Source organism: Streptomyces sp. CT34, assembly GCF_000805335.1.
Classification (GTDB): domain Bacteria; phylum Actinomycetota; class Actinomycetes; order Streptomycetales; family Streptomycetaceae; genus Streptomyces.
The window spans coordinates 1,996,873-2,014,904 of sequence record NZ_KN708638.1 but is presented as its reverse complement, the minus strand read 5'-3'; the positions used below and the strand labels follow the sequence as shown (position 1 = coordinate 2,014,904).

At 71.4% G+C, this 18,032-nt stretch carries 15 protein-coding genes and 2 pseudogenes; 9 read left to right on the top strand and 8 right to left on the bottom strand.

The features are described 5' to 3' along the window. Both RZ84_RS40825 and RZ84_RS09020 read right to left on the bottom strand, forming a co-directional pair. A pseudogene (locus RZ84_RS40825) lies at positions 1 to 294 on the bottom strand (cysteine methyltransferase); the annotation flags it as partial. 88 nt (positions 295 to 382) lie between these two features. After that, complete coding sequence (locus RZ84_RS09020; protein ID WP_043263863.1) at positions 383 to 1,267, bottom strand: glycerophosphodiester phosphodiesterase; 885 nt, start codon at positions 1,265 to 1,267, stop codon at positions 383 to 385. A gap of 513 nt (positions 1,268 to 1,780) precedes the next feature. Between RZ84_RS09020 and uvrB the strand changes: the two genes are divergently transcribed. Together uvrB and RZ84_RS09010 are read left to right on the top strand one after the other, a co-directional pair. Then, positions 1,781 to 3,922 (top strand): excinuclease ABC subunit UvrB, encoded by a 2,142-nt coding sequence (gene uvrB, locus RZ84_RS09015; RefSeq protein WP_043263862.1) that lies wholly within the window; start codon positions 1,781 to 1,783, stop codon positions 3,920 to 3,922. A gap of 480 nt (positions 3,923 to 4,402) precedes the next feature. Then, a complete protein-coding gene (locus tag RZ84_RS09010) occupies positions 4,403 to 5,431 on the top strand; it encodes a TerC family protein (protein WP_043263861.1) in 1,029 nt (342 codons plus the stop codon). A gap of 57 nt (positions 5,432 to 5,488) precedes the next feature. Here RZ84_RS09010 and RZ84_RS09005 read toward each other — a convergent pair whose 3' ends face one another. The 3 genes from RZ84_RS09005 to RZ84_RS08990 all read right to left on the bottom strand — a co-directional run bounded on the left by RZ84_RS09005 (position 5,489) and on the right by RZ84_RS08990 (position 8,667). Further along, on the bottom strand, positions 5,489 to 6,145 hold the full coding sequence (locus tag RZ84_RS09005) for an MBL fold metallo-hydrolase (RefSeq protein ID WP_043263860.1): 657 nt from the start codon (positions 6,143 to 6,145) through the stop codon (positions 5,489 to 5,491). 10 nt (positions 6,146 to 6,155) lie between these two features. Continuing rightward, the gene (locus RZ84_RS09000; protein WP_043263859.1) at positions 6,156 to 6,893 is read right to left on the bottom strand and encodes a maleylpyruvate isomerase family mycothiol-dependent enzyme; all 738 of its coding nucleotides are present in this window, start codon (positions 6,891 to 6,893) and stop codon (positions 6,156 to 6,158) included. Positions 6,894 to 7,116: 223 nt separating this feature from the next. Continuing rightward, positions 7,117 to 8,667 (bottom strand): FAD-dependent monooxygenase, encoded by a 1,551-nt coding sequence (locus tag RZ84_RS08990; protein WP_043263857.1) that lies wholly within the window; start codon positions 8,665 to 8,667, stop codon positions 7,117 to 7,119. Between the two features lie 80 nt (positions 8,668 to 8,747). On the opposite strand from RZ84_RS08990, the gene RZ84_RS08985 reads away from it, so the two are divergent. Then, positions 8,748 to 9,479, top strand: coding sequence for a TetR/AcrR family transcriptional regulator (locus tag RZ84_RS08985; protein ID WP_052230451.1), 732 nt, complete (start codon positions 8,748 to 8,750; stop codon positions 9,477 to 9,479). 243 nt (positions 9,480 to 9,722) lie between these two features. After that, the gene (gene uvrA, locus RZ84_RS08980; RefSeq protein WP_043263856.1) at positions 9,723 to 12,764 is read left to right on the top strand and encodes an excinuclease ABC subunit UvrA; all 3,042 of its coding nucleotides are present in this window, start codon (positions 9,723 to 9,725) and stop codon (positions 12,762 to 12,764) included. Positions 12,765 to 12,853: 89 nt separating this feature from the next. Here uvrA and RZ84_RS08975 read toward each other — a convergent pair whose 3' ends face one another. Beyond that, positions 12,854 to 13,813, bottom strand: coding sequence for a carbohydrate kinase family protein (locus RZ84_RS08975; protein WP_043263855.1), 960 nt, complete (start codon positions 13,811 to 13,813; stop codon positions 12,854 to 12,856). After that, on the bottom strand, positions 13,810 to 14,871 hold the full coding sequence (locus tag RZ84_RS08970; RefSeq protein WP_043263854.1) for a LacI family DNA-binding transcriptional regulator: 1,062 nt from the start codon (positions 14,869 to 14,871) through the stop codon (positions 13,810 to 13,812). The genes RZ84_RS08975 and RZ84_RS08970 overlap by 4 nt, the downstream gene beginning before the upstream one ends. 179 nt (positions 14,872 to 15,050) lie before the next feature. Between RZ84_RS08970 and RZ84_RS36330 the strand changes: the two are divergent. The 4 genes and pseudogenes from RZ84_RS36330 to RZ84_RS08955 all read left to right on the top strand — a co-directional run. After that, positions 15,051 to 15,332: pseudogene (locus RZ84_RS36330) on the top strand (alcohol dehydrogenase catalytic domain-containing protein); the annotation flags it as partial. Positions 15,333 to 15,440: 108 nt separating this feature from the next. Further along, a complete protein-coding gene (locus RZ84_RS40820) occupies positions 15,441 to 15,536 on the top strand; it encodes a hypothetical protein (protein WP_241778027.1) in 96 nt (31 codons plus the stop codon). Beyond that, positions 15,533 to 15,763: an MFS transporter gene (locus RZ84_RS40815; RefSeq protein WP_043263853.1), complete on the top strand. Its 231-nt coding sequence runs from the start codon at positions 15,533 to 15,535 to the stop codon at positions 15,761 to 15,763. Before RZ84_RS40820 ends, RZ84_RS40815 begins: the two co-directional genes overlap by 4 nt. A 35-nt stretch (positions 15,764 to 15,798) precedes the next feature. Further along, the gene (locus tag RZ84_RS08955) at positions 15,799 to 16,212 is read left to right on the top strand and encodes a Rieske (2Fe-2S) protein (RefSeq protein WP_043263852.1); all 414 of its coding nucleotides are present in this window, start codon (positions 15,799 to 15,801) and stop codon (positions 16,210 to 16,212) included. 27 nt (positions 16,213 to 16,239) lie between these two features. On the opposite strand, the gene RZ84_RS08950 is transcribed toward RZ84_RS08955, so the two are convergent. Then, positions 16,240 to 17,199 carry a hypothetical protein gene (locus RZ84_RS08950; protein ID WP_198539957.1) on the bottom strand — a complete coding sequence of 320 codons (960 nt, stop codon included), beginning with the start codon at positions 17,197 to 17,199 and terminating at the stop codon, positions 16,240 to 16,242. A gap of 238 nt (positions 17,200 to 17,437) precedes the next feature. Between RZ84_RS08950 and RZ84_RS08945 the strand changes: the two genes are divergently transcribed. Then, a complete protein-coding gene (locus RZ84_RS08945; RefSeq protein ID WP_043263851.1) occupies positions 17,438 to 18,028 on the top strand; it encodes a papain-like cysteine protease family protein in 591 nt (196 codons plus the stop codon). Positions 18,029 to 18,032: the final 4 nt, after the last annotated feature.

The following is an 18,032-nucleotide window of genomic DNA, read 5'->3' as shown; positions in this document are numbered from 1 at the left end:
CAGCCCCCCCGCGAAATCCCCGCCGAGCTCGGCGGCGGCCGTCGCCAGGTGGGATATCCCCGGGACCGGCGGGCCGCCGAAGGAGTGCTCCAGACGGGCCTGCGCGCGCCGGGCCACGCGCTCGTCGGCATGGAACACGACCTGGGCCAGCCCCTCCCGGGTCGCCGCGAGCAGCAGCGGCCCGATGGGGGTCTCGATACGCGTCCGGCCCCAGTCGCGGCGGGCCGGGCGGTCCGCCTCCGGACCCGCGTCCGGCGCCCTCGCCGGGCCTGGAACCTGCTCTGAGTTCGTCACGTGATCAGGGTAGGGCGCGCCACCGACAACGCGGTGGGGAACGGAGCGGCGGCCGGTGCCCGGGCCCGCTCCGGTCGCCCCGGTGCGGTCAGTCGTCGCCGTCGTTCAGGGCGTCGCGTACCACGTCGGGCTTGTTGCTGATGATCCCGTCGACGCCCAGGTCGGCGTATTTGACGGTGGACGGGCCGTCGTCGACGGTCCAGGCGAAGAGGTCCAGGCGGTAGTGGTGCGGGCCCCGCAGCGCGTGCACGGCGTTCACGTACCGCCGGGTGACGGCCGTGTGCGGAGGGTTGATCTGGTCGCAGAACTTCGCGTACTTGGGGAGGTCGGCCGCCGGGGGGCTGCCGAGGAAGCCCGTGGTGAGAGTCGGGTTCAGCCGGTGGACCTTCTTGAGGCTGTCGGCGTTGAAGCTCTGGATGATCAGGCGGTGCTTGATGTGCCGCCGGTCCAGCCAGCCGTCGCGGCGCAGCTCCCGGAGGGCCTGGCGCTCGACGCCCGGGTAGAGCTCCGGGTTCTTGAGCTCCATCAGCAGCCTCTGCCCGTTGTGGTCGACCTCGTGCAGGTACTTCCGAAGGGTGGGCACCCGCACGCCCTTGAATTTCGCGCCGAACCAGCTGCCCGCGTCCAGCTTCTCGATCTCGCGGAGCGTGAAGGCACCGACGTTCCACGGGGAACGGCTCGGGAACAGCTTCTTGACGTTGGTCGTCCTGGCCAGCGAGGTGTCGTGCAGGACGACCAGATGTCCGTCCTTGGTGCGCTGGACGTCGTTCTCGACCCAGGTGATGCCGAGCCGGTGGGCCGTGTCGATCGAGGCGAGGGTGTTCTCGGGCGCGTACGCCGCGGCGCCGCGGTGGCCGACCACCACCGGCGGATGCCCATGGGACGCGGCCTGGGCATCGGCCGGCAAGAGGACGAGCGCGGAAAGACCCATGAGCGCACCGGTGGCAACGGCGGTGACGGGGCGAATACGCATACGGACTCCTCGTGACGTCGTGGAAGTGAGCTGACGTGAAGTGAGGTGAACGGGGGCGGACGGACGGAGGCTCGCAGCCGGGCCGAAGCGGGGGAGTCGGGCGGTGGCCGGGCGCTGAACGAGAAGTGGCCGGTGTTCCGTGCGGGGCGCCGTGATTGCAGGAGGCCCGGAATGCCCGTGCAGCAGACGAACGCCCGACGTCGTCCAACTTGCCGGAGCCTCGGCATCCGCGCATCTCGGCCGACGGTTCGTCACCCTTCGTGCGCTTGAACGGTTTTACCGGTCGCACCGATGGCGTAGCGCGGCGGCGGGACGCGCCGGCGGGGACCTGCCGGTTTCCGCGACCGGGCTCGCCGCGGTCGACCACGCTGCGAGCAGGCGTGCGGCCCGGCGGCGGACCGGACGGCCGCCGCACCGCCGCAGCTCGCCACCGCCCCTCATCCCCCCCGGCAAAGCCGCTGGTCAGAGCGTGCGTGGCGCCGATTGTCAGTGGCGGGTCGTACGGTGGATCCCATGCGGCCCGTATCAAAGATCGAACGCACGGTGGCGCCTTTCGAGGTCGTCAGCCCCTACCAGCCCAGTGGTGACCAGCCGGCGGCCATCGCCGAGCTGGAGCGGCGCGTCCGCGGGGGTGAGAAGGATGTCGTCCTGCTGGGCGCGACCGGCACCGGCAAGTCGGCGACCACCGCGTGGATGATCGAGAAGCTGCAGCGCCCGACGCTCGTGATGGCGCCCAACAAGACCCTCGCGGCGCAGCTCGCCAACGAATTCCGCGAGCTGCTGCCGAACAACGCCGTCGAGTACTTCGTCTCCTACTACGACTACTACCAGCCCGAGGCGTACGTCCCGCAGTCCGATACGTACATCGAGAAGGACTCCTCCATCAACGAGGAGGTCGAACGGCTGCGCCACTCCGCGACGAACTCGCTGCTCACCCGGCGCGACGTCGTCGTGGTCGCGTCGGTGTCCTGCATCTACGGCCTGGGTACGCCCCAGGAGTACGTCGACCGGATGGTGCCCCTGAAGGTCGGCGACGAGATCGACCGCGACCAGCTGCTGCGCCGCTTCGTCGACATCCAGTACACCCGCAATGACATGGCGTTCACCCGCGGCACCTTCCGGGTCCGCGGCGACACCATCGAGATCTTCCCGGTCTACGAGGAGCTGGCCGTACGGATCGAGATGTTCGGCGACGAGATCGAGGCGCTGTCCACCCTCCACCCGCTCACCGGCGAGGTCATCAGCGACGACCAGCAGCTGTACATCTTCCCCGCCAGCCACTACATCGCGGGCCCCGAGCGCATGGAGAAGGCCATCGCCGGGATCGAGGCGGAGCTGGTGGACCGGCTCGCCACCCTGGAGAAGCAGGGCAAGCTGCTGGAGGCCCAGCGGCTGCGGATGCGCACCACCTACGACATCGAGATGATGCGCCAGATCGGCTCCTGCTCGGGCATCGAGAACTACTCGATGCACATGGACGGCCGCGAGCCGGGCTCCGCGCCCAACACCCTCATCGACTACTTCCCGGACGACTTCCTGCTGGTCATCGACGAGTCGCATGTCACCGTCCCGCAGATCGGCGCCATGTACGAGGGCGACGCCTCCCGCAAGCGGACCCTCGTCGAGCACGGCTTCCGGCTCCCGTCCGCACTGGACAACCGGCCGCTGAAGTGGGAGGAGTTCCTGGAGCGCATCGGCCAGACCGTCTATCTGTCCGCGACGCCCGGCCCGTACGAGCTCGCACGCAGCGACGGCTTCGTGGAGCAGATCATCCGGCCGACCGGCCTGGTCGACCCGGAGGTTGTCGTCAAGCCCACCGATGGGCAGATCGACGACCTGGTGCACGAGATCCGCAAGCGCACCGAGAAGGACGAGCGCGTTCTCGTCACCACCCTCACCAAGAAGATGGCCGAGGACCTGACGGACTACTTCCTGGAGCTCGGCATCCAGGTCCGCTATCTGCACAGCGACGTGGACACCCTGCGGCGCGTGGAGCTGCTGCGCGAGCTGCGGGCGGGGGAGTACGACGTCCTGGTGGGCATCAACCTCCTCCGGGAGGGACTGGACCTGCCCGAGGTCTCCCTGGTGGCCATCCTGGACGCCGACAAGGAGGGCTTCCTGCGGTCCGGTTCGGCGCTGATCCAGACGATCGGCCGCGCGGCGCGCAATGTCTCCGGCCAGGTGCACATGTACGCCGACAAGGTCACCCCGGCGATGGAGAAGGCCATCGAGGAGACCAACCGCCGCCGCGAGAAGCAGCTCGCGTACAACACGGCGAACGGCATCGACCCGCAGCCGCTCCGCAAGAAGATCGGCGACATCGTCGCCACCATCGCCCGCGAGGAGATCGACACCCAGGAGCTGCTCGGCACCGGCTACCGCAAGGGCGCGGACGCCAAGGACGGCAAGACCAAGGCGCCCGTCCCGGCGCTCGGCGGGAAGGCCGGCAAGGCGGCGAAGGGCAAGGGCGGCAAGGCCGCCGCGCCCCTGACGGACCGCCCCGCCGCCGAACTCGCCGAGATGATCGAGGAGATGACGGAGCGGATGCGGGCCGCCGCGGCCGAGCTGCAATTCGAGGTCGCCGCCCGACTCCGGGACGAGGTGGGCGAACTGAAGAAGGAGCTGCGGCAAATGAGGGAGGCCGGGGTGAAGTAGGAGGGGCGAAGGCCCCGTCTGCCGCTGCCCAGGGTCGCCACCCCTGGGCGGCGCCGATCCGGCGGGTGGGGCTGCTCCAGATGGCGGTGCGCCATCGCGTCGGTATGGCGGTGCGGCATCGCGGCGGCATCGCGCCGGTGCTGGGTCCGCTCCGGCGCGCCCTGCCGCGGCCCGCCGGGCCAGGTGCCCGTGACGTCGGTTCACCGGCGCCCGGCCGCGCGCTGGCCCCCGGCCGGCTTCCGGCCCTCCGACCGGCTTCCGGCGCACGACCGGTCATCGGGGTGCGAGCGGCCGACGGCGGTCCACCGGCATCCGTCCCACCGGGAACCTCGCCGCCCTACCCGGAAACACACTCGACCAGCAATTTTGGGCTTTCCTTTACTGTTTCATGGCCTTCCTTTACCCTTCTTTGTGCGAGGGGCCCCGAGATCCCCGGCAGCGACGACGCTGTGTGTGCCGTACGACCGTGCCGGAGGAGCAGTGGACGTTTCCCCGACCCTGTGGGGGCTGACCATCCTCGGTCTGGCTGCCCTGATCGCCGTCGATTTCTTCATCGGCGGACGCAAACCCCATGAGGTCTCCCTCAAGGAAGCCGGAATCTGGACAGCCGTCTGGGTCGCGCTCGCCGCGCTGTTCGGGCTCGGCCTGCTGGTGTTCGGCGGGGGTGCGCCGGCCGGCGAGTTCTTCGCGGGCTTCATCACCGAGAAGTCGCTGAGCGTCGACAACCTCTTCGTCTTCGTCCTGATCATGAGCAAGTTCGCGGTGCCGGCGACATACCAGCAGCGGGTGCTGATGGTCGGCGTGCTGATCGCCCTGGTGCTGCGGGCCGGCTTCATCGGCGCGGGCGCCGCGATCATCGCCAACTTCTCCTGGGTGTTCTACCTCTTCGGCGCGTTCCTCATCTGGACCGCATGGAAGCTCGTCCAGGAGGCGCGCGCCGGGGAGGAGGACGAGGAGTTCGAGGAGAACCGCTTCCTGAAGGCGGTCGAGCGGCGCTTCCCGTCGACCGACCGCTACCACGGCACCAGGCTGTTCGTGGTCGAGAACGGCCGCCGGCTGATGACGCCGATGCTGATCGTCATGCTGGCCATCGGCACCACCGACGTGCTCTTCGCGCTGGACTCCATCCCGGCGATCTTCGGCCTCACCCAGGACCCGTACATCGTCTTCACGGCCAACGCCTTCGCCCTGATGGGCCTGCGGCAGCTGTACTTCCTGATCGGGGGGCTGCTGAAGAAGCTGGTCCACCTCTCCTACGGCCTGTCGATCATCCTGGGGTTCATCGGCGTCAAGCTGGTGCTGCACGCCCTGCACGAGTCCGGGGTGGCCGTCCCGGAGATCGGCATCCCGGTCTCGCTGGGCGTCATCTGCGCGGTGCTGGTCGTCACGACCGTCACCAGCCTGCGGGCCTCGAAGCGGCAGACGACGGCCGAGGCGACGGCCGGGAAGGAAGCGGCGGCCGGGCGGGACGCGGCGGCCGTGGAGGCCGGTGAGCGCGTCCGCGGCTGACGCACCGGGCCCGGCGCCGGATTTCCGCCGCCGGGCCCGGAATTGCAGGATCCGCCGCTACCAGCCGCGCTCGCGCCACTCCGCGAGATGCGGCCGTTCGGCGCCGAGCGTGGTGTCGTCACCATGGCCCGGATAGACCCAGGTCTCATCCGGCAGCCGGTTGAAGAGCTTGGTCTCCACGTCGTCGAGCAGGCTGGTGAACCGCTCCGCACTGCCCCAGGTGTTGCCGACCCCGCCGGGGAACAGGCAGTCCCCGGTGAAGACGTGCGGATGGCCGTGCGGATCGTCGTAGATAAGCGCGATGCTGCCCGGGGTGTGCCCCACCAGATGACGCGCGGTCAGCCGGACCCGGCCCACGGTCACGGTGTCGCCGTCCTCCACCAGCACGTCCGTGGGGACCGGGATCCCCTCGGCGTCGTACCGCCCCGCGTACGTCCGCGCACCCGTCGCATCGACCACCTCGCGCAGCGCGCCCCAGTGGTCGCCGTGCTGATGCGTGGTGACCACGGACGTGAGGCCGCTGTCGCCGATCAGCGTCAGGAGGGTGTGCGGTTCGGCGGCGGCGTCGACCAGCAGCTGCTCGTCGGTCGCACGGCACCGCAGCACATAGGCGTTGTTGTTCATCGGACCGACCGCAACCTTCGAGATCATGAGGTCGGATAGCTCATGCACCTCGGCCGGTCCGCCGACCTTCACTGCTCCGCTGTAGCCCATGGGATCAACTCTAGAGCGGCGGGATGACCGGCAACGGCGAGCCCTGGGTGTCCAGACCGGCACCGTCGGCACGCCCCGTCAGCCAGCCGACCAGGGCGGTCGCCGGGCCGGTCACCACCACGGATGCGTCCCCGGCGTCATCCCCGGAGCCGGTGCGCCCGGTGCGCCATGTGCGGCCGTCATCGGTCCGCAGCTCCAGTGCGGGCAATTCCGGGTGCCCGGCGAATTTCACGGTGGCCAGGAACTCCAGCTCGCTGTCCAGGAAGGCGGGCGGCAGCTGCTCCACGGCGTAGCCGACACCGAGGTCGACATGGTGCAGCTCGACCTCGGCCAGCCGGCGCAGCGCCAGCCGGTCGGCCCGCTCGACCACACCGTTGCGCATCTCGACCCGGAACGCCCGGCGGTCTTCCGGAAGCGCCTGCGCCGCCGCCGCGAACCGGGCCGCGCTCTCCCGCAGGTCCTCCAGGTGGGCCGCCAGCGGGCGGTCGGCGTCCCGCTCGATATCGCCGTCGCGCGCCGCCGCACTGGCGTACATCGGGGTGCGGACGTCCGTACGGGCCCAGGTCAGGAGGTTGACCAGGGCGTCCGCGTTACGTGCCAGATGGGCCAGGACATGGCCGCGGGTCCAGCCGGGCAGCAGGGACGGCTCGCCGATCGCGGCGTCGTCGAGCTTGCCCAGCGAGATCAGGAGGCGGTCGGTGGCCTCGTGGACGGCGGCCACATCGCGGGGGAAGTCAGGGGAGGTCATGGTTCGACGCTAGCGCCAGGAGGGCGAGTTCGGGAGTCGGTCGACGGCGGTCCGAGCGGCTGCGGGGTGGTGCCGGCGGCACGGGTGGTGCGCAGGGCGCGGAAGGGGCGGGCGGGGCGCCGCCCCCCTTCGGCGGTGCGGTGCCCCGGGGGCCGACCGCTTCCCCGGGCCCCTGCCACCGGGGCACAACGCCGCGCACCGGCCCCGCCGGGGCCCGCCGCCCTCAGGCCACCGCGCCCTCGGGCACTCCGAACCACCGCCGCAGCGCCGCGTCCAGCTCGCCGTACTCCCCCGGGGCGTCGGCGGCCCAGGCGGTGCAGCCGTCCGGACGCACCAGCAGCCCGGCCAGGTCCGGCCGCTGCGGGCAGCCGGCCGCCAGGACCTGCACCCGGCGCCCGTAGCCCGTCGCGCGCTTGCGCAGGTCGGGGTCGCCGGTCAGATCGAGCAACAGGCCCTGGCCGCCGTGCAGATGGTCCGCGAGCCGGCTGCCGTCGGACAGCTCCAGATCGGGGGCGGTGCGGCCGGTCAGCGGATGGCTGCCGGGCAGCTCGTAGCGCTGCTGGACGCCGGAGATCTTCTTGACGAAGAAGGTGGTGGCGGCGCTGGTCAGCGACAGCTCCGCGATCACCTCGCGCAGTGCCCTGGCGTGGGATTCGGGCCGCATCAGCGCCACTTGGGCCCGGGTCCACTCCAGCACCCAGGCGCCTATGGGGTGCCGCTCGGCGGTGTAGGTGTCGAGCAGCCACTCGGGAGCCCAGCCGTGCACCGTGGCGGCCAGCTTCCAGCCGAGGTTCATCGCGTCGCCGATGCCGAGGTTGAGCCCCTGGCCGCCGAACGGCGAGTGCACATGCGCCGCGTCGCCGGCCAGCAGCACCCGGCCGCGCCGGTATTCGGGCACCTGGCGGGCGTTGTCGGTGAAGCGGGTGGCCGTGTGCACCTTGGTGATCGTGACGTCCTGGACGCCGGAGACGCGGCGCAGCGAGGTCTGCAACTCCTCGGCGGTGATGGGCGCTTCACGGTCCCTGGGCGGTCCGTCGAACTCCACGGTGAGGATCCGGCCGGTCATCGGGCCATGGACGTAGGTGCCGGTCTCGGTCCAGTTCCAGCCCGCGCCCAGGGCATCGGAGCCGGTCATCTCCACGATGGCCTGATGACCGGTGATCTCCGGGTCCGTACCGGGGAACGGGAATCCGGCGAGCCGGCGCACCGTGCTGCGACCGCCGTCGCAGCCCACCAGCCACCCGGTGCGCAGCGACCCCTCCGAGGTGTGGACGGTGACGCCGTCCTCCTCGGCGTCGAAGCCGGTCAGCGTCACCCCGCGGCGCAGGGTGACGCCCGACTCGGCGGCGCGGGCGCCGAGAACGCGCTCCAGGGCTTCCTGGGGGATGAGGCCGACCTCGGCGGCGGGGCCGGGCGCGCCGAAGTCCGGGTCGGACTCGTCCAGGAGGTCGCCGCGCAGCATGATGCCCGCGAAGTGCCCGGCGAACCGGGGCGGCGACGTCACCCCGGAGGCACCGGCGGCCTGCCGCTGCCGCATGAAGGAGCTGAACTGCTCCATGGCGGCGTGCTGCACCTCCCTGAGGGCGGGCAGCAGTCCGCGCCGGTAGAAGGCTTCCGCACTGGGGGAGTTGATGGCTCCCGCCTTGATCGTCGGGTCCACGTCGGTCAGCCGTTCCAGGACGGTGACCCGGACGTCCGCCAGTGCCAGTTCGCAGGCGAGCATCAGCCCCACCGGGCCGCCCCCCACGACGACTACGTCTGCGTCATGTGTCATGAGCGTGAGTGTAGTGACTAAAAATTTGTTCCGGCTACAATTTTCTGCGAACGGTTCCCGGGCAGGTGGGAGGCTTTGTGGTGGAGAAGGAGCGGGGCGGCGGCGCGGCGGCCGGCGCCGGGCCGGAGGCCGGGTACGCCGGGGAGGACGGCCGACTGACGCTGCGCGAGCGCAAGAAGCTGCGCACCCGGCAGCGGATCTCCGGGGAGGCGACGCTGCTCTTCATCGAGCGCGGCTTCGACAACGTCACCGTGGCCGAGGTCGCCCGCGCCGCCGAGGTGTCCACGATGACGGTCTTCAATTACTTCCCGCGGAAGGAGGACCTCTTCCTCGACCGGATCCCGGAGGCCGCGGAGTTGATCGTCCGCGCGGTCCGCGAACGCGGCGCGGACGAGTCGCCGCCGGCCGCGCTGCGCCGGCTGCTGCTCGACCTGCTGGCCCGGCGGCATCCGCTGGGTGCGGTGGGGGAGGGGTTCGAGCACTTCTGGCGCACGGTGCTGGACGCGCCGGCGCTGCGGGCGCGGGCGCGCGAGGCGGTCGAGGAGATCGAGGGCACGCTGGCCGGGCTGCTGGCCGAGGCCGCCGGGGGCGATGCCGGGCGGCCCGGGTACGACCACCGGCTGGCCGCGGCGCTGATCATCTCCGGGTGCCGGGCGGCGTACACGGAAGCCGCGGCCCGGGCGCTGGCGGGTGACTCCGCGGATGAGGTGGCCGTTGACCAGGAGGCGGTGATCCGGCGCACCTTCGACGTGCTGGAGCGGGCGCTGCCGGACGGCGCCGGGGGCGGGTCCGCCGCGAGCCGGATGGCGTAACGCCTGGTCGGCGGGGCGGGAAGGGTACGGGGCGGCCACACGTTTGGGTGAACAGGGCTTGCGGGGCCGGTAAATCGAATGCGCGTGCTATAGGCTCGTGTATGGCATCACAAAGACACTGCCGTGGCGGCCCCCCTACCCTTGGTCGGGGGCCCCGCTCCGCTCCGCCGCCTCTGCTCATTCACCGTGCGGCGGGCGCAGCCCCGCGGCTCCCGCCCCTCTCCAAGAAAGGTGCCGACCGGCGTGGCCGACCGTCTCATCGTCCGTGGCGCTCGCGAGCACAACCTCCGCAACGTCTCGCTCGACCTCCCCCGCGACTCCCTCATCGTCTTCACGGGGCTCTCCGGGTCGGGCAAGTCCTCGCTCGCCTTCGACACGATCTTCGCCGAGGGGCAGCGGCGCTATGTCGAGTCTCTCTCCTCCTACGCCCGGCAGTTCCTCGGGCAGATGGACAAGCCCGATGTGGACTTCATCGAGGGCCTGTCCCCCGCGGTCTCGATCGACCAGAAGTCGACCTCGCGCAACCCGCGCTCGACGGTCGGCACGATCACCGAGGTCTACGACTACCTCCGGCTGCTCTTCGCCCGTATCGGCAAGCCGCACTGCCCCGAGTGCGGGCGGCCGATCGCCCGCCAGTCGCCGCAGGCCATCGTGGACAAGGTCCTGGAGCTTCCCGAGGGCAGCCGGTTCCAGGTGCTCTCCCCGCTGGTGCGCGAGCGCAAGGGCGAGTTCGTCGATCTGTTCTCCGACCTCCAGACCAAGGGCTACAGCCGCGCCCGCGTCGACGGCGAGACGATCCATCTCGCCGAGCCGCCGAAGCTGAAGAAGCAGGAGAAGCACACCATCGAGGTGGTCGTCGACCGCCTCACGGTCAAGGAGAGCGCCAAGCGGCGGCTCACCGACTCCGTCGAGACCGCCCTCGGCCTCTCCGGCGGCATGGTCATCCTGGACTTCGTCGACCTGGACGCCGACGACCCGCAGCGCGAGCGGATGTACTCCGAGCACCTCTACTGCGCCTACGACGACCTCTCCTTCGAGGAACTGGAGCCGCGCTCCTTCTCGTTCAACTCGCCCTTCGGCGCCTGCCCGGACTGCACCGGCATCGGCACGCGGATGGAGGTCGACCCCGAGCTGATCATCCCCGACGAGGACCGCTCGCTGGACGAGGGCGCCATCCACCCCTGGTCCGGCGGCCACACCAAGGACTACTTCGGCCGGTTGGTCGGCGCCCTCGCCGACGCCCTCGGATTCCGTACGGACATCCCGTGGGCCGGGCTGCCGCAGCGCGCCAAGAAGGCCCTGCTGTACGGCCACAAGACCCGGATCGAGGTGCGCTACCGCAACCGCTACGGTCGCGAGCGGGCGTACACCACCGCCTTCGAGGGCGCCGTGCCGTTCGTCAAGCGGCGGCACAGCGAAGCGGAGAGCGACAGCAGCCGGGAGCGCTTCGAGGGCTATATGCGCGAGGTGCCCTGCCCGACCTGCGAGGGGACGCGGCTCAAGCCGATCGTGCTCGCCGTGACGGTCCAGGAGAAGTCGATCGCCGAGGTCGCGGCCATGTCGATCAGCGACTGTGCCGACTTCCTGCGCTCGATGAAGCTGAACGCCCGCGAGAAGACCATCGCCGAGCGGGTCCTCAAGGAGGTCAACGAGCGGCTGAGGTTCCTGGTCGACGTCGGCCTCGACTACCTCTCGCTGAACCGCGCGGCCGGCACCCTCTCCGGCGGCGAGGCCCAGCGCATCCGCCTCGCCACCCAGATCGGCTCCGGCCTGGTGGGCGTGCTCTACGTCCTCGACGAGCCGTCGATCGGCCTGCACCAGCGCGACAACCACCGGCTGATCGAGACCCTGGTGCGGCTGCGCGACATGGGCAACACCCTGATCGTCGTGGAGCACGACGAGGACACCATCAAGGTCGCGGACTGGGTCGTCGACATCGGCCCGGGCGCCGGCGAGCACGGCGGCAAGGTCGTCCACAGCGGCCCGATGAAGCAGCTGCTGGCCAACAAGGAGTCGATCACCGGTCAGTACCTGTCCGGCAAGAAGGCGATCGCGACGCCCGGCATCCGCCGCCCCGCCGACCCGGCCCGGCAGCTGACGGTCCACGGCGCGAAGGAGAACAACCTCCGCGACATCGACGTCTCCTTCCCGCTCGGCGTGCTCTCCGCCGTCACCGGTGTCTCCGGCTCCGGCAAGTCGACGCTGGTCAACGACATCCTGTACACCCACCTCGCACGCGAGCTCAACGGCGCCAAGTCGGTTCCCGGCCGGCACACCCGGGTCGCCGGCGACGACCTCGTCGACAAGGTCGTCCATGTCGACCAGTCGCCGATCGGCCGCACCCCGCGATCCAACCCGGCGACCTACACCGGCGTCTTCGACCACGTTCGCAAGCTCTTCGCGGAGACGATGGAGGCGAAGGTCCGCGGCTATCTGCCGGGCCGCTTCTCCTTCAACGTCAAGGGCGGTCGCTGCGAGAACTGCTCCGGCGACGGCACGATCAAGATCGAGATGAACTTCCTGCCGGACGTGTACGTACCGTGCGAGGTCTGCCACGGCGCGCGCTACAACCGCGAGACGCTGGAGGTCCACTACAAGGGCAAGTCCATCGCCGAGGTGCTGGACATGCCCATCGAGGAGGCGCTGAGCTTCTTCGAGGCGGTGCCGACCATCGCCCGGCATCTCAAGACGCTCCATGAGGTCGGCCTCGGATACGTCCGGCTCGGCCAGTCCGCGCCGACCCTCTCCGGCGGTGAGGCGCAGCGCGTCAAGCTGGCCAGCGAGCTCCAGAAGCGCTCCACCGGCAGCACCGTCTACGTCCTCGACGAGCCGACCACCGGTCTGCACTTCGACGACATCAGCAAGCTCATCAAGGTGCTGTCCGGGCTGGTCGACAAGGGCAACACGGTCATCGTCATCGAGCACAACCTCGATGTGATCAAGACCGCGGACTGGGTCATCGACATGGGCCCCGAGGGCGGCAACGGCGGCGGCACGGTCGTCGCCGAGGGCACCCCGGAGCAGATCGCCTCGATCCCCGCCAGCCACACCGGCAAGTTCCTGCGGGAGATCCTCGGCGACCGGGTCAGCGACGCGGCGCCGGTGACCGGGGCGGTCAGGAAGCCGGCCGCCCGGAAGTCCGCCGCGAAGAAGACGGTGGCCGCGAACGCCACGGCGAAGAAGACCGTGACCGAGTCGGCCGCCGCCGGGTCCACCGCGTCCAAGCCGGCGGCGAAGAAGGCCGCCGCCAAGAAGACGACGACGCGGGCCCGCCGGACCTCCTGACGCACCGTCAATGACGGGGCGGAGCCGGGCCGGGCCCGGGACTCCGCCCCCGTGGCGCGTTCCGGCCCCGCCCGCCCCTCCGTCCGGCGCTACGCCGCCAGCTCCGCGGCGAACGGCGGCTCCGCGCCCGCCCGCGAGCAGGTGATGGCGGCGGCCCGGGCGGCGAAGCGGAGGACGTCCTCCCAGGTGTCGGCGGGGAGGTGGGCGAGCGGGCCGTAGGCCAGCGCGCCATGGGCCGCCAGCCGGTGCAGCAGCGCCGCGTTGACGGTGTCGCCCGCGCCGATCGTGTCGACGACCGCGACCCGCTCACCGGGAACGGTCAACTCACCGCCGCCCTGCGTCAGCACCGTCAGCCCCGCGCCGCCCCGGGTGATCACGATCGCCGCGGGCCCGGCGCCCAGCCACTCGCGCGCGGCAGCGGTGACCGCGCCCCGGCCGGCGTCCGGCCCGGCCCCCGCCAGCCAGAGCGCGTCCTCCTGGGACAGCTTGAGCAGACAGAGATGGGGCAGCCAGGAGCGGAAACGGGCCCGATAGGCGTCCGGATCGAGGATCAGACCGGGCCGCACATTGGGATCCAGCGCGGTGAACACCCCGCGCCGCGCCTCCCGTTGGAGCAGCGCCTCGTAGGCGCTCGCGCCCGGTTCCAGCACCAGCGAACAGGTGCCCAACGACAGCGCGCGGACCGTTTCGGGCAGCGCCGGCGGCAGGGTGAAGAGCCGGTCGGCGGTGCCGTCCACGTAGAAGCCGTAACCGGCCGAGCCGTCCGGGCCGATGTCCGCGACGGCGAGCGTGGTCGGCTCCGGGCCGCGCTGCACCAGCGAGGTGTCCACCCCGCTGCCGCGCAGCCCGTTCAGCAGCGACTCCCCGAAGGCGTCGGCCGAGACCCGCGAGCAGAACGCGGTGGGCGAGCCCAGCCGGCCCAGCGCGATCGCGGTGTTGTACGGACCGCCGCCGCGCCGCGGCAGCAGTGCCGGCAACTGGCCTTGCGGAGAGGGCTCCTGCGGGCTGGGTACGAGGTCGATCAGCGCCTCGCCGGCGACGACGATCACGGGGTACGGGTCCTTTCCTCAGCGGCCGGGGAGCCGGCCGGCGGCATGGCGGGCGGAGCGGGTTCGGGGCAGCCGCACGACGTACGGTGCACGAACGCGCAGGGCAGGCGGACGGTACGGGGCGGCCGGTCCGGGTCGTCCAGGCGCGCCAGCAGCAGCCGGACCGCCGCGGCCCCCAGTTCCTTGCTGGGCTGGGCGATCGCGGTCAGCCGGGGCGTGAAGAGATCCGCCCAGGAGAAGTCGTCGAAGCAGGCCAGGGCGATGTCGCGGGGCACCTCCAGGCCCAGGTCGCGCAGGGCCTGGAGGGCGCCGATCGTCATCGCGTTGTTGGCGGTGATGATCGCGGTGGGCGGTTGCGGTGCGGCGAGCAGCCGGCGGGTGGCGTCCTGGGCGCCCGCCGCCTCGGAGCCGCCGCCGGCCAGCAGCTCGGGCGCGAACAGCAGCCCGCGGGCGCGCAGCCCGTCGCGGTAGCCCCGGACCCGCTCGGTGGTGGTGCTCAGGCCGGGCAGCCCGGCGACCAGGCCGATCCGGGTGTGCCCCAAGTCGGCGAGGTGCTCGACCAGTTGGCGCACCGGTCCGGCGCTCTCGGCGCAGACCTGGTCGTGGCCGTCGCCGACCAGCCGGTCCAGGAACACGGTGGGCACCTCGCGTCGGGCCAGGTACCCGACCATCTCGGCGGGCTCCGCGGAGGGCGCGACGATCATGCCGTCCACCCGCCGCTCGTGCAGCAGCTGGACGACCTTGCGCTCGTGCCGCGGATCATCGTGCGGATCGGCGATCAGCAGGCTGTAGCCGGCCCCCAGGGCGCCGGCCTCGACGCCCTGGAGGATCTCGGTGAAGTACGGGTTGCTGATCGCGGACACCGCGAGGCCGATGGAGCGGGTGCGGGAGGTGACCAGCGAACGGGCCAGGGTGTTGTGGGTGTAGCCGAGCTCGTCGATGGCGGCCAGCACCGCGGCCCGGGTGCCGGGGCGCACCGGCCGGGTGTCGTTCAGCACGTGCGAGACCGTGGCGACGGAGACGCCCGCGCGCCGTGCCACATCCACCATCGTTGTCATCCGGCTCTTTCCTCCCCGACTCGGGGCGGACGGCATCCGGGCCGCGTCCGCCCGGCCGAAGTCCATCACAGTACGTCCGTCACAGACCAAACGTAAACGCTTGCGCAATCGTTTACGTCCCTGCGGTTCTTCTGTACCGTCCTCGCCGCCAACCCGCGCGACGCCGTGAGGAGGCGCCGATGCGCGCTCTCGTGGTCACCGAACCGGGCCCCCGGTGCGGCACCGCTGTCACCGAGCTGCCCGACCCCTGCCCGGAGCCCGACGAGGTGGTGGTGCGCGTCACGCCCTGCGGCCTGTGCGGCACCGATATGCACCTTCTCGGCATGCACCTCCTCGGCGGCGAGCTGCCGGCCGCCCGCTAGCCGCTGGTTCCCGGGCACGAGCTGACCGGCGAGATCGTCGCGGTCGGCGCGGCCGTGCGGGACCGGGCGGTCGGCGACCGGGTCGCGGTGGACCCCAACAAGCCGTGCGGCGCCGGCCGTTACTGCGCTGCTGTCCGCCCTCACCCTCCTCGGGATCGCGCTGCACATCGCGCCTTCACGGTCTCCTGGGGTCCGGTGCGGTGGGTGATGCTGCCGGAGCTGTTCCCGATGCGGATCCGGGCCGCCGCGGTCGTGCTGTGCGTGCTCTTCGACTGGCTGTTCAGCATGATCGTGTCAACATGATCGTGGCGCTGGTCTTCCCCGCGCTGCCGCACGCCTGGGGCGCCGGGGCCACCTTCCGCTTCTTCGCCGGGACGACCCTGCTCGCCTTCCTCTTCGTCCGGAGGCTGCTGCCGGAGACCAGGGGCCGCAGCCCGGAGGAGATCGAAGCGGAGCTGCTCGGCGGGCACCGGGGCCCCGCGGAGGTGGGGGAATCCGTGCCGGTATCGTCGGGAACCGGAATCCACTGACGGCAGCCGCCGCCCCGCGCCCTCCTGGAGCAGCCATGAGCCAGCCCCCCGCCCGCCGAACCGTACTGCGCGGGGCCGCACTCGCCGGTGCCGCCGGCTTCGGGCTGGCGGCCTGCTCGTCGGGGGGCTCGGGTGCCGACGCGTCGGCGGTGCCCACCAAGCCGGTCGATCTGGGGGCCGCCGCCGAGGTGCCGGTCGGCGGCGCCAAGCTGTACCGCGAGGACCGGCTGGTGGTCTCGCAGCCCGCCGAGGGCGAGTTCAAGTGCTTCAGCGCCAAGTGCACCCACGCCGGCTGCATTCTGTCCGAGGTCCAGAAGAAGGAGGGCAGCTGCCCCTGTCACGGCAGCCGCTTCGACGTGACCACCGGCCAGGTCATCCAGGGCCCGGCGGCCCAGCCGCTGCCGGAGGTACCGGTCAAGGCGCAGGGCGGCAAGCTGATCGCCGGCTGAGCGGCCGTACGGGGCACGCCGCCCGGCTCACCGCCAGTCCCACGCGATCCCCACGATTCCCGGCCGGACGCCCTGCTCCACCACGTGGACGGCGTGGTACCGGCCGCTGAGCGTCAGCTCCTGCCGGCCGGCGCGCGGGGCGCCCGCCGACGCCTGGGTGAAGCGGTGGCAGCGCACCGGCAGCGCCGCCTCGTCGAAGCGCACCTGGAGGACGTACTGGCCGCCGGCGAAGCTGAAACCGCGCACGTACTCGGCGCTCGGGCCGCCGCTGCCGTCCTCGAAGGCGTAGCCGAAGACATGGGTGTCCCCGGCCCGCAGCCGGGTGTCGAAGAGCAGCTCGGCGACCACCACCCCGCTCTTCGCGTCGCCGCGCACCCGCCCCAGCCGGCAGTTCTCCCCGATCCGCACCCGCACCCGGGCCGGATCGCAGCCGGCGTCGCCGCGGTGGATGGCGATATAGCGGTCGACACCGTCCCGGTGGGCCCGCACCACCTGGAGCGACTCCCGTTCGCGCAGCTCGCGGTGGGCCCCGATCCGTACCCGCTCGTGGTGCCCCACGGTGTGCAGCCCGCCGTCCGCCGGGGTCCCCAGCTCGGCGAGCAGCTGCTGGAGGGAGCCGGCCGGCGCCACCAGCGAGCGGTATGTGCGGGCGGCCGGCCGCACGGTCTCCGGGCGGGCGCCTTCCTCGGGCACCAGGAGGCGGTGCAGCGACCGTGCGGGCAGCCCCAGGACCTCCTCCAGCGCGCGCACCGCCCGTAGCGACTCGGGGCGCTGCGGCCGGCGTGCCCCCTGCTGCCAGTAGCTGAGGCTGGTCACGCCGATGTTGATCCCGCGCTGGGCGAGCTTGTGCTGGACGCGGGTGAGTGCGAGACCGCGTGCGGTGAGCGCGCTGCGCAGGGCCAGGTGGAACGGGCCGGTACGCAACAGCTGTGCCAGTTCGGCCGATTCGGGAGTGTTCTGTGCGATGTCGGGAGTGTTCTGTGCCATTGCCTCGATCCTCCGGCGCGCGGGTGAATGTTCACAACCGGTTCACACGGCGCGCGCTCTCCCTGCCATTTCACTGCAGTACGCCGGGCACCGGCCGTTCACATCCGGGCCCGTCCGTCCACACCCCCATGTCATCTCGCATTGAAGCGTGTTGACCTGCCTGCGACAACACCCGATGCTCCTCAGCAGCATCCGGATGCGCTCCTCTCCCCCCTCACCCCACGTCGGGAGGAACGCCATGACCCGTGCACCGCTCGCCCGCCGTTCGCGCCGCAGATGGCTGTCGGCCGCGGCGCTCACCGCTGCGGCGCTGACCTCGCTTCCGGGGACGGCCACCGCCGCTGCGCCGGCCGCCAACCGCCTCGACATCACCATGCAGGCCCAGCAGCAGACCAACTGGTGCTGGGCCGGATCCGGCAACACCATCGCGTCCTGGTTCGGCCGGAACTACAGCCAGAACCAGTTCTGCAACGCCGCCTTCGGCCGTCAGCAGGGCACCGACTGCCCCAACAACCAGGCCACACTGGGAAATGTGCAGAACGCATTCGACTGGATGGGCATCAATTCTGGCTCGTATGTGACCGGGTATCTCCGGTACGGCACCGTGCAGAACGAGATCAACGCCAAGCGCCCCATCGAGACCCGCATCGAGTGGTCCTCCGGCGGCGGCCACATGCACGTCCTCTACGGCTACGACACGTCACGGAACTGGCTGTACTGGGGCGACCCATGGCCCTCCAACAACCGGTACAACTGGGGCGACTTCGACTACTACGTGAACGGCAGCTCCTTCTCCTGGACGCACTCCCTCTACCGGATAGGAGCCTGAGGCC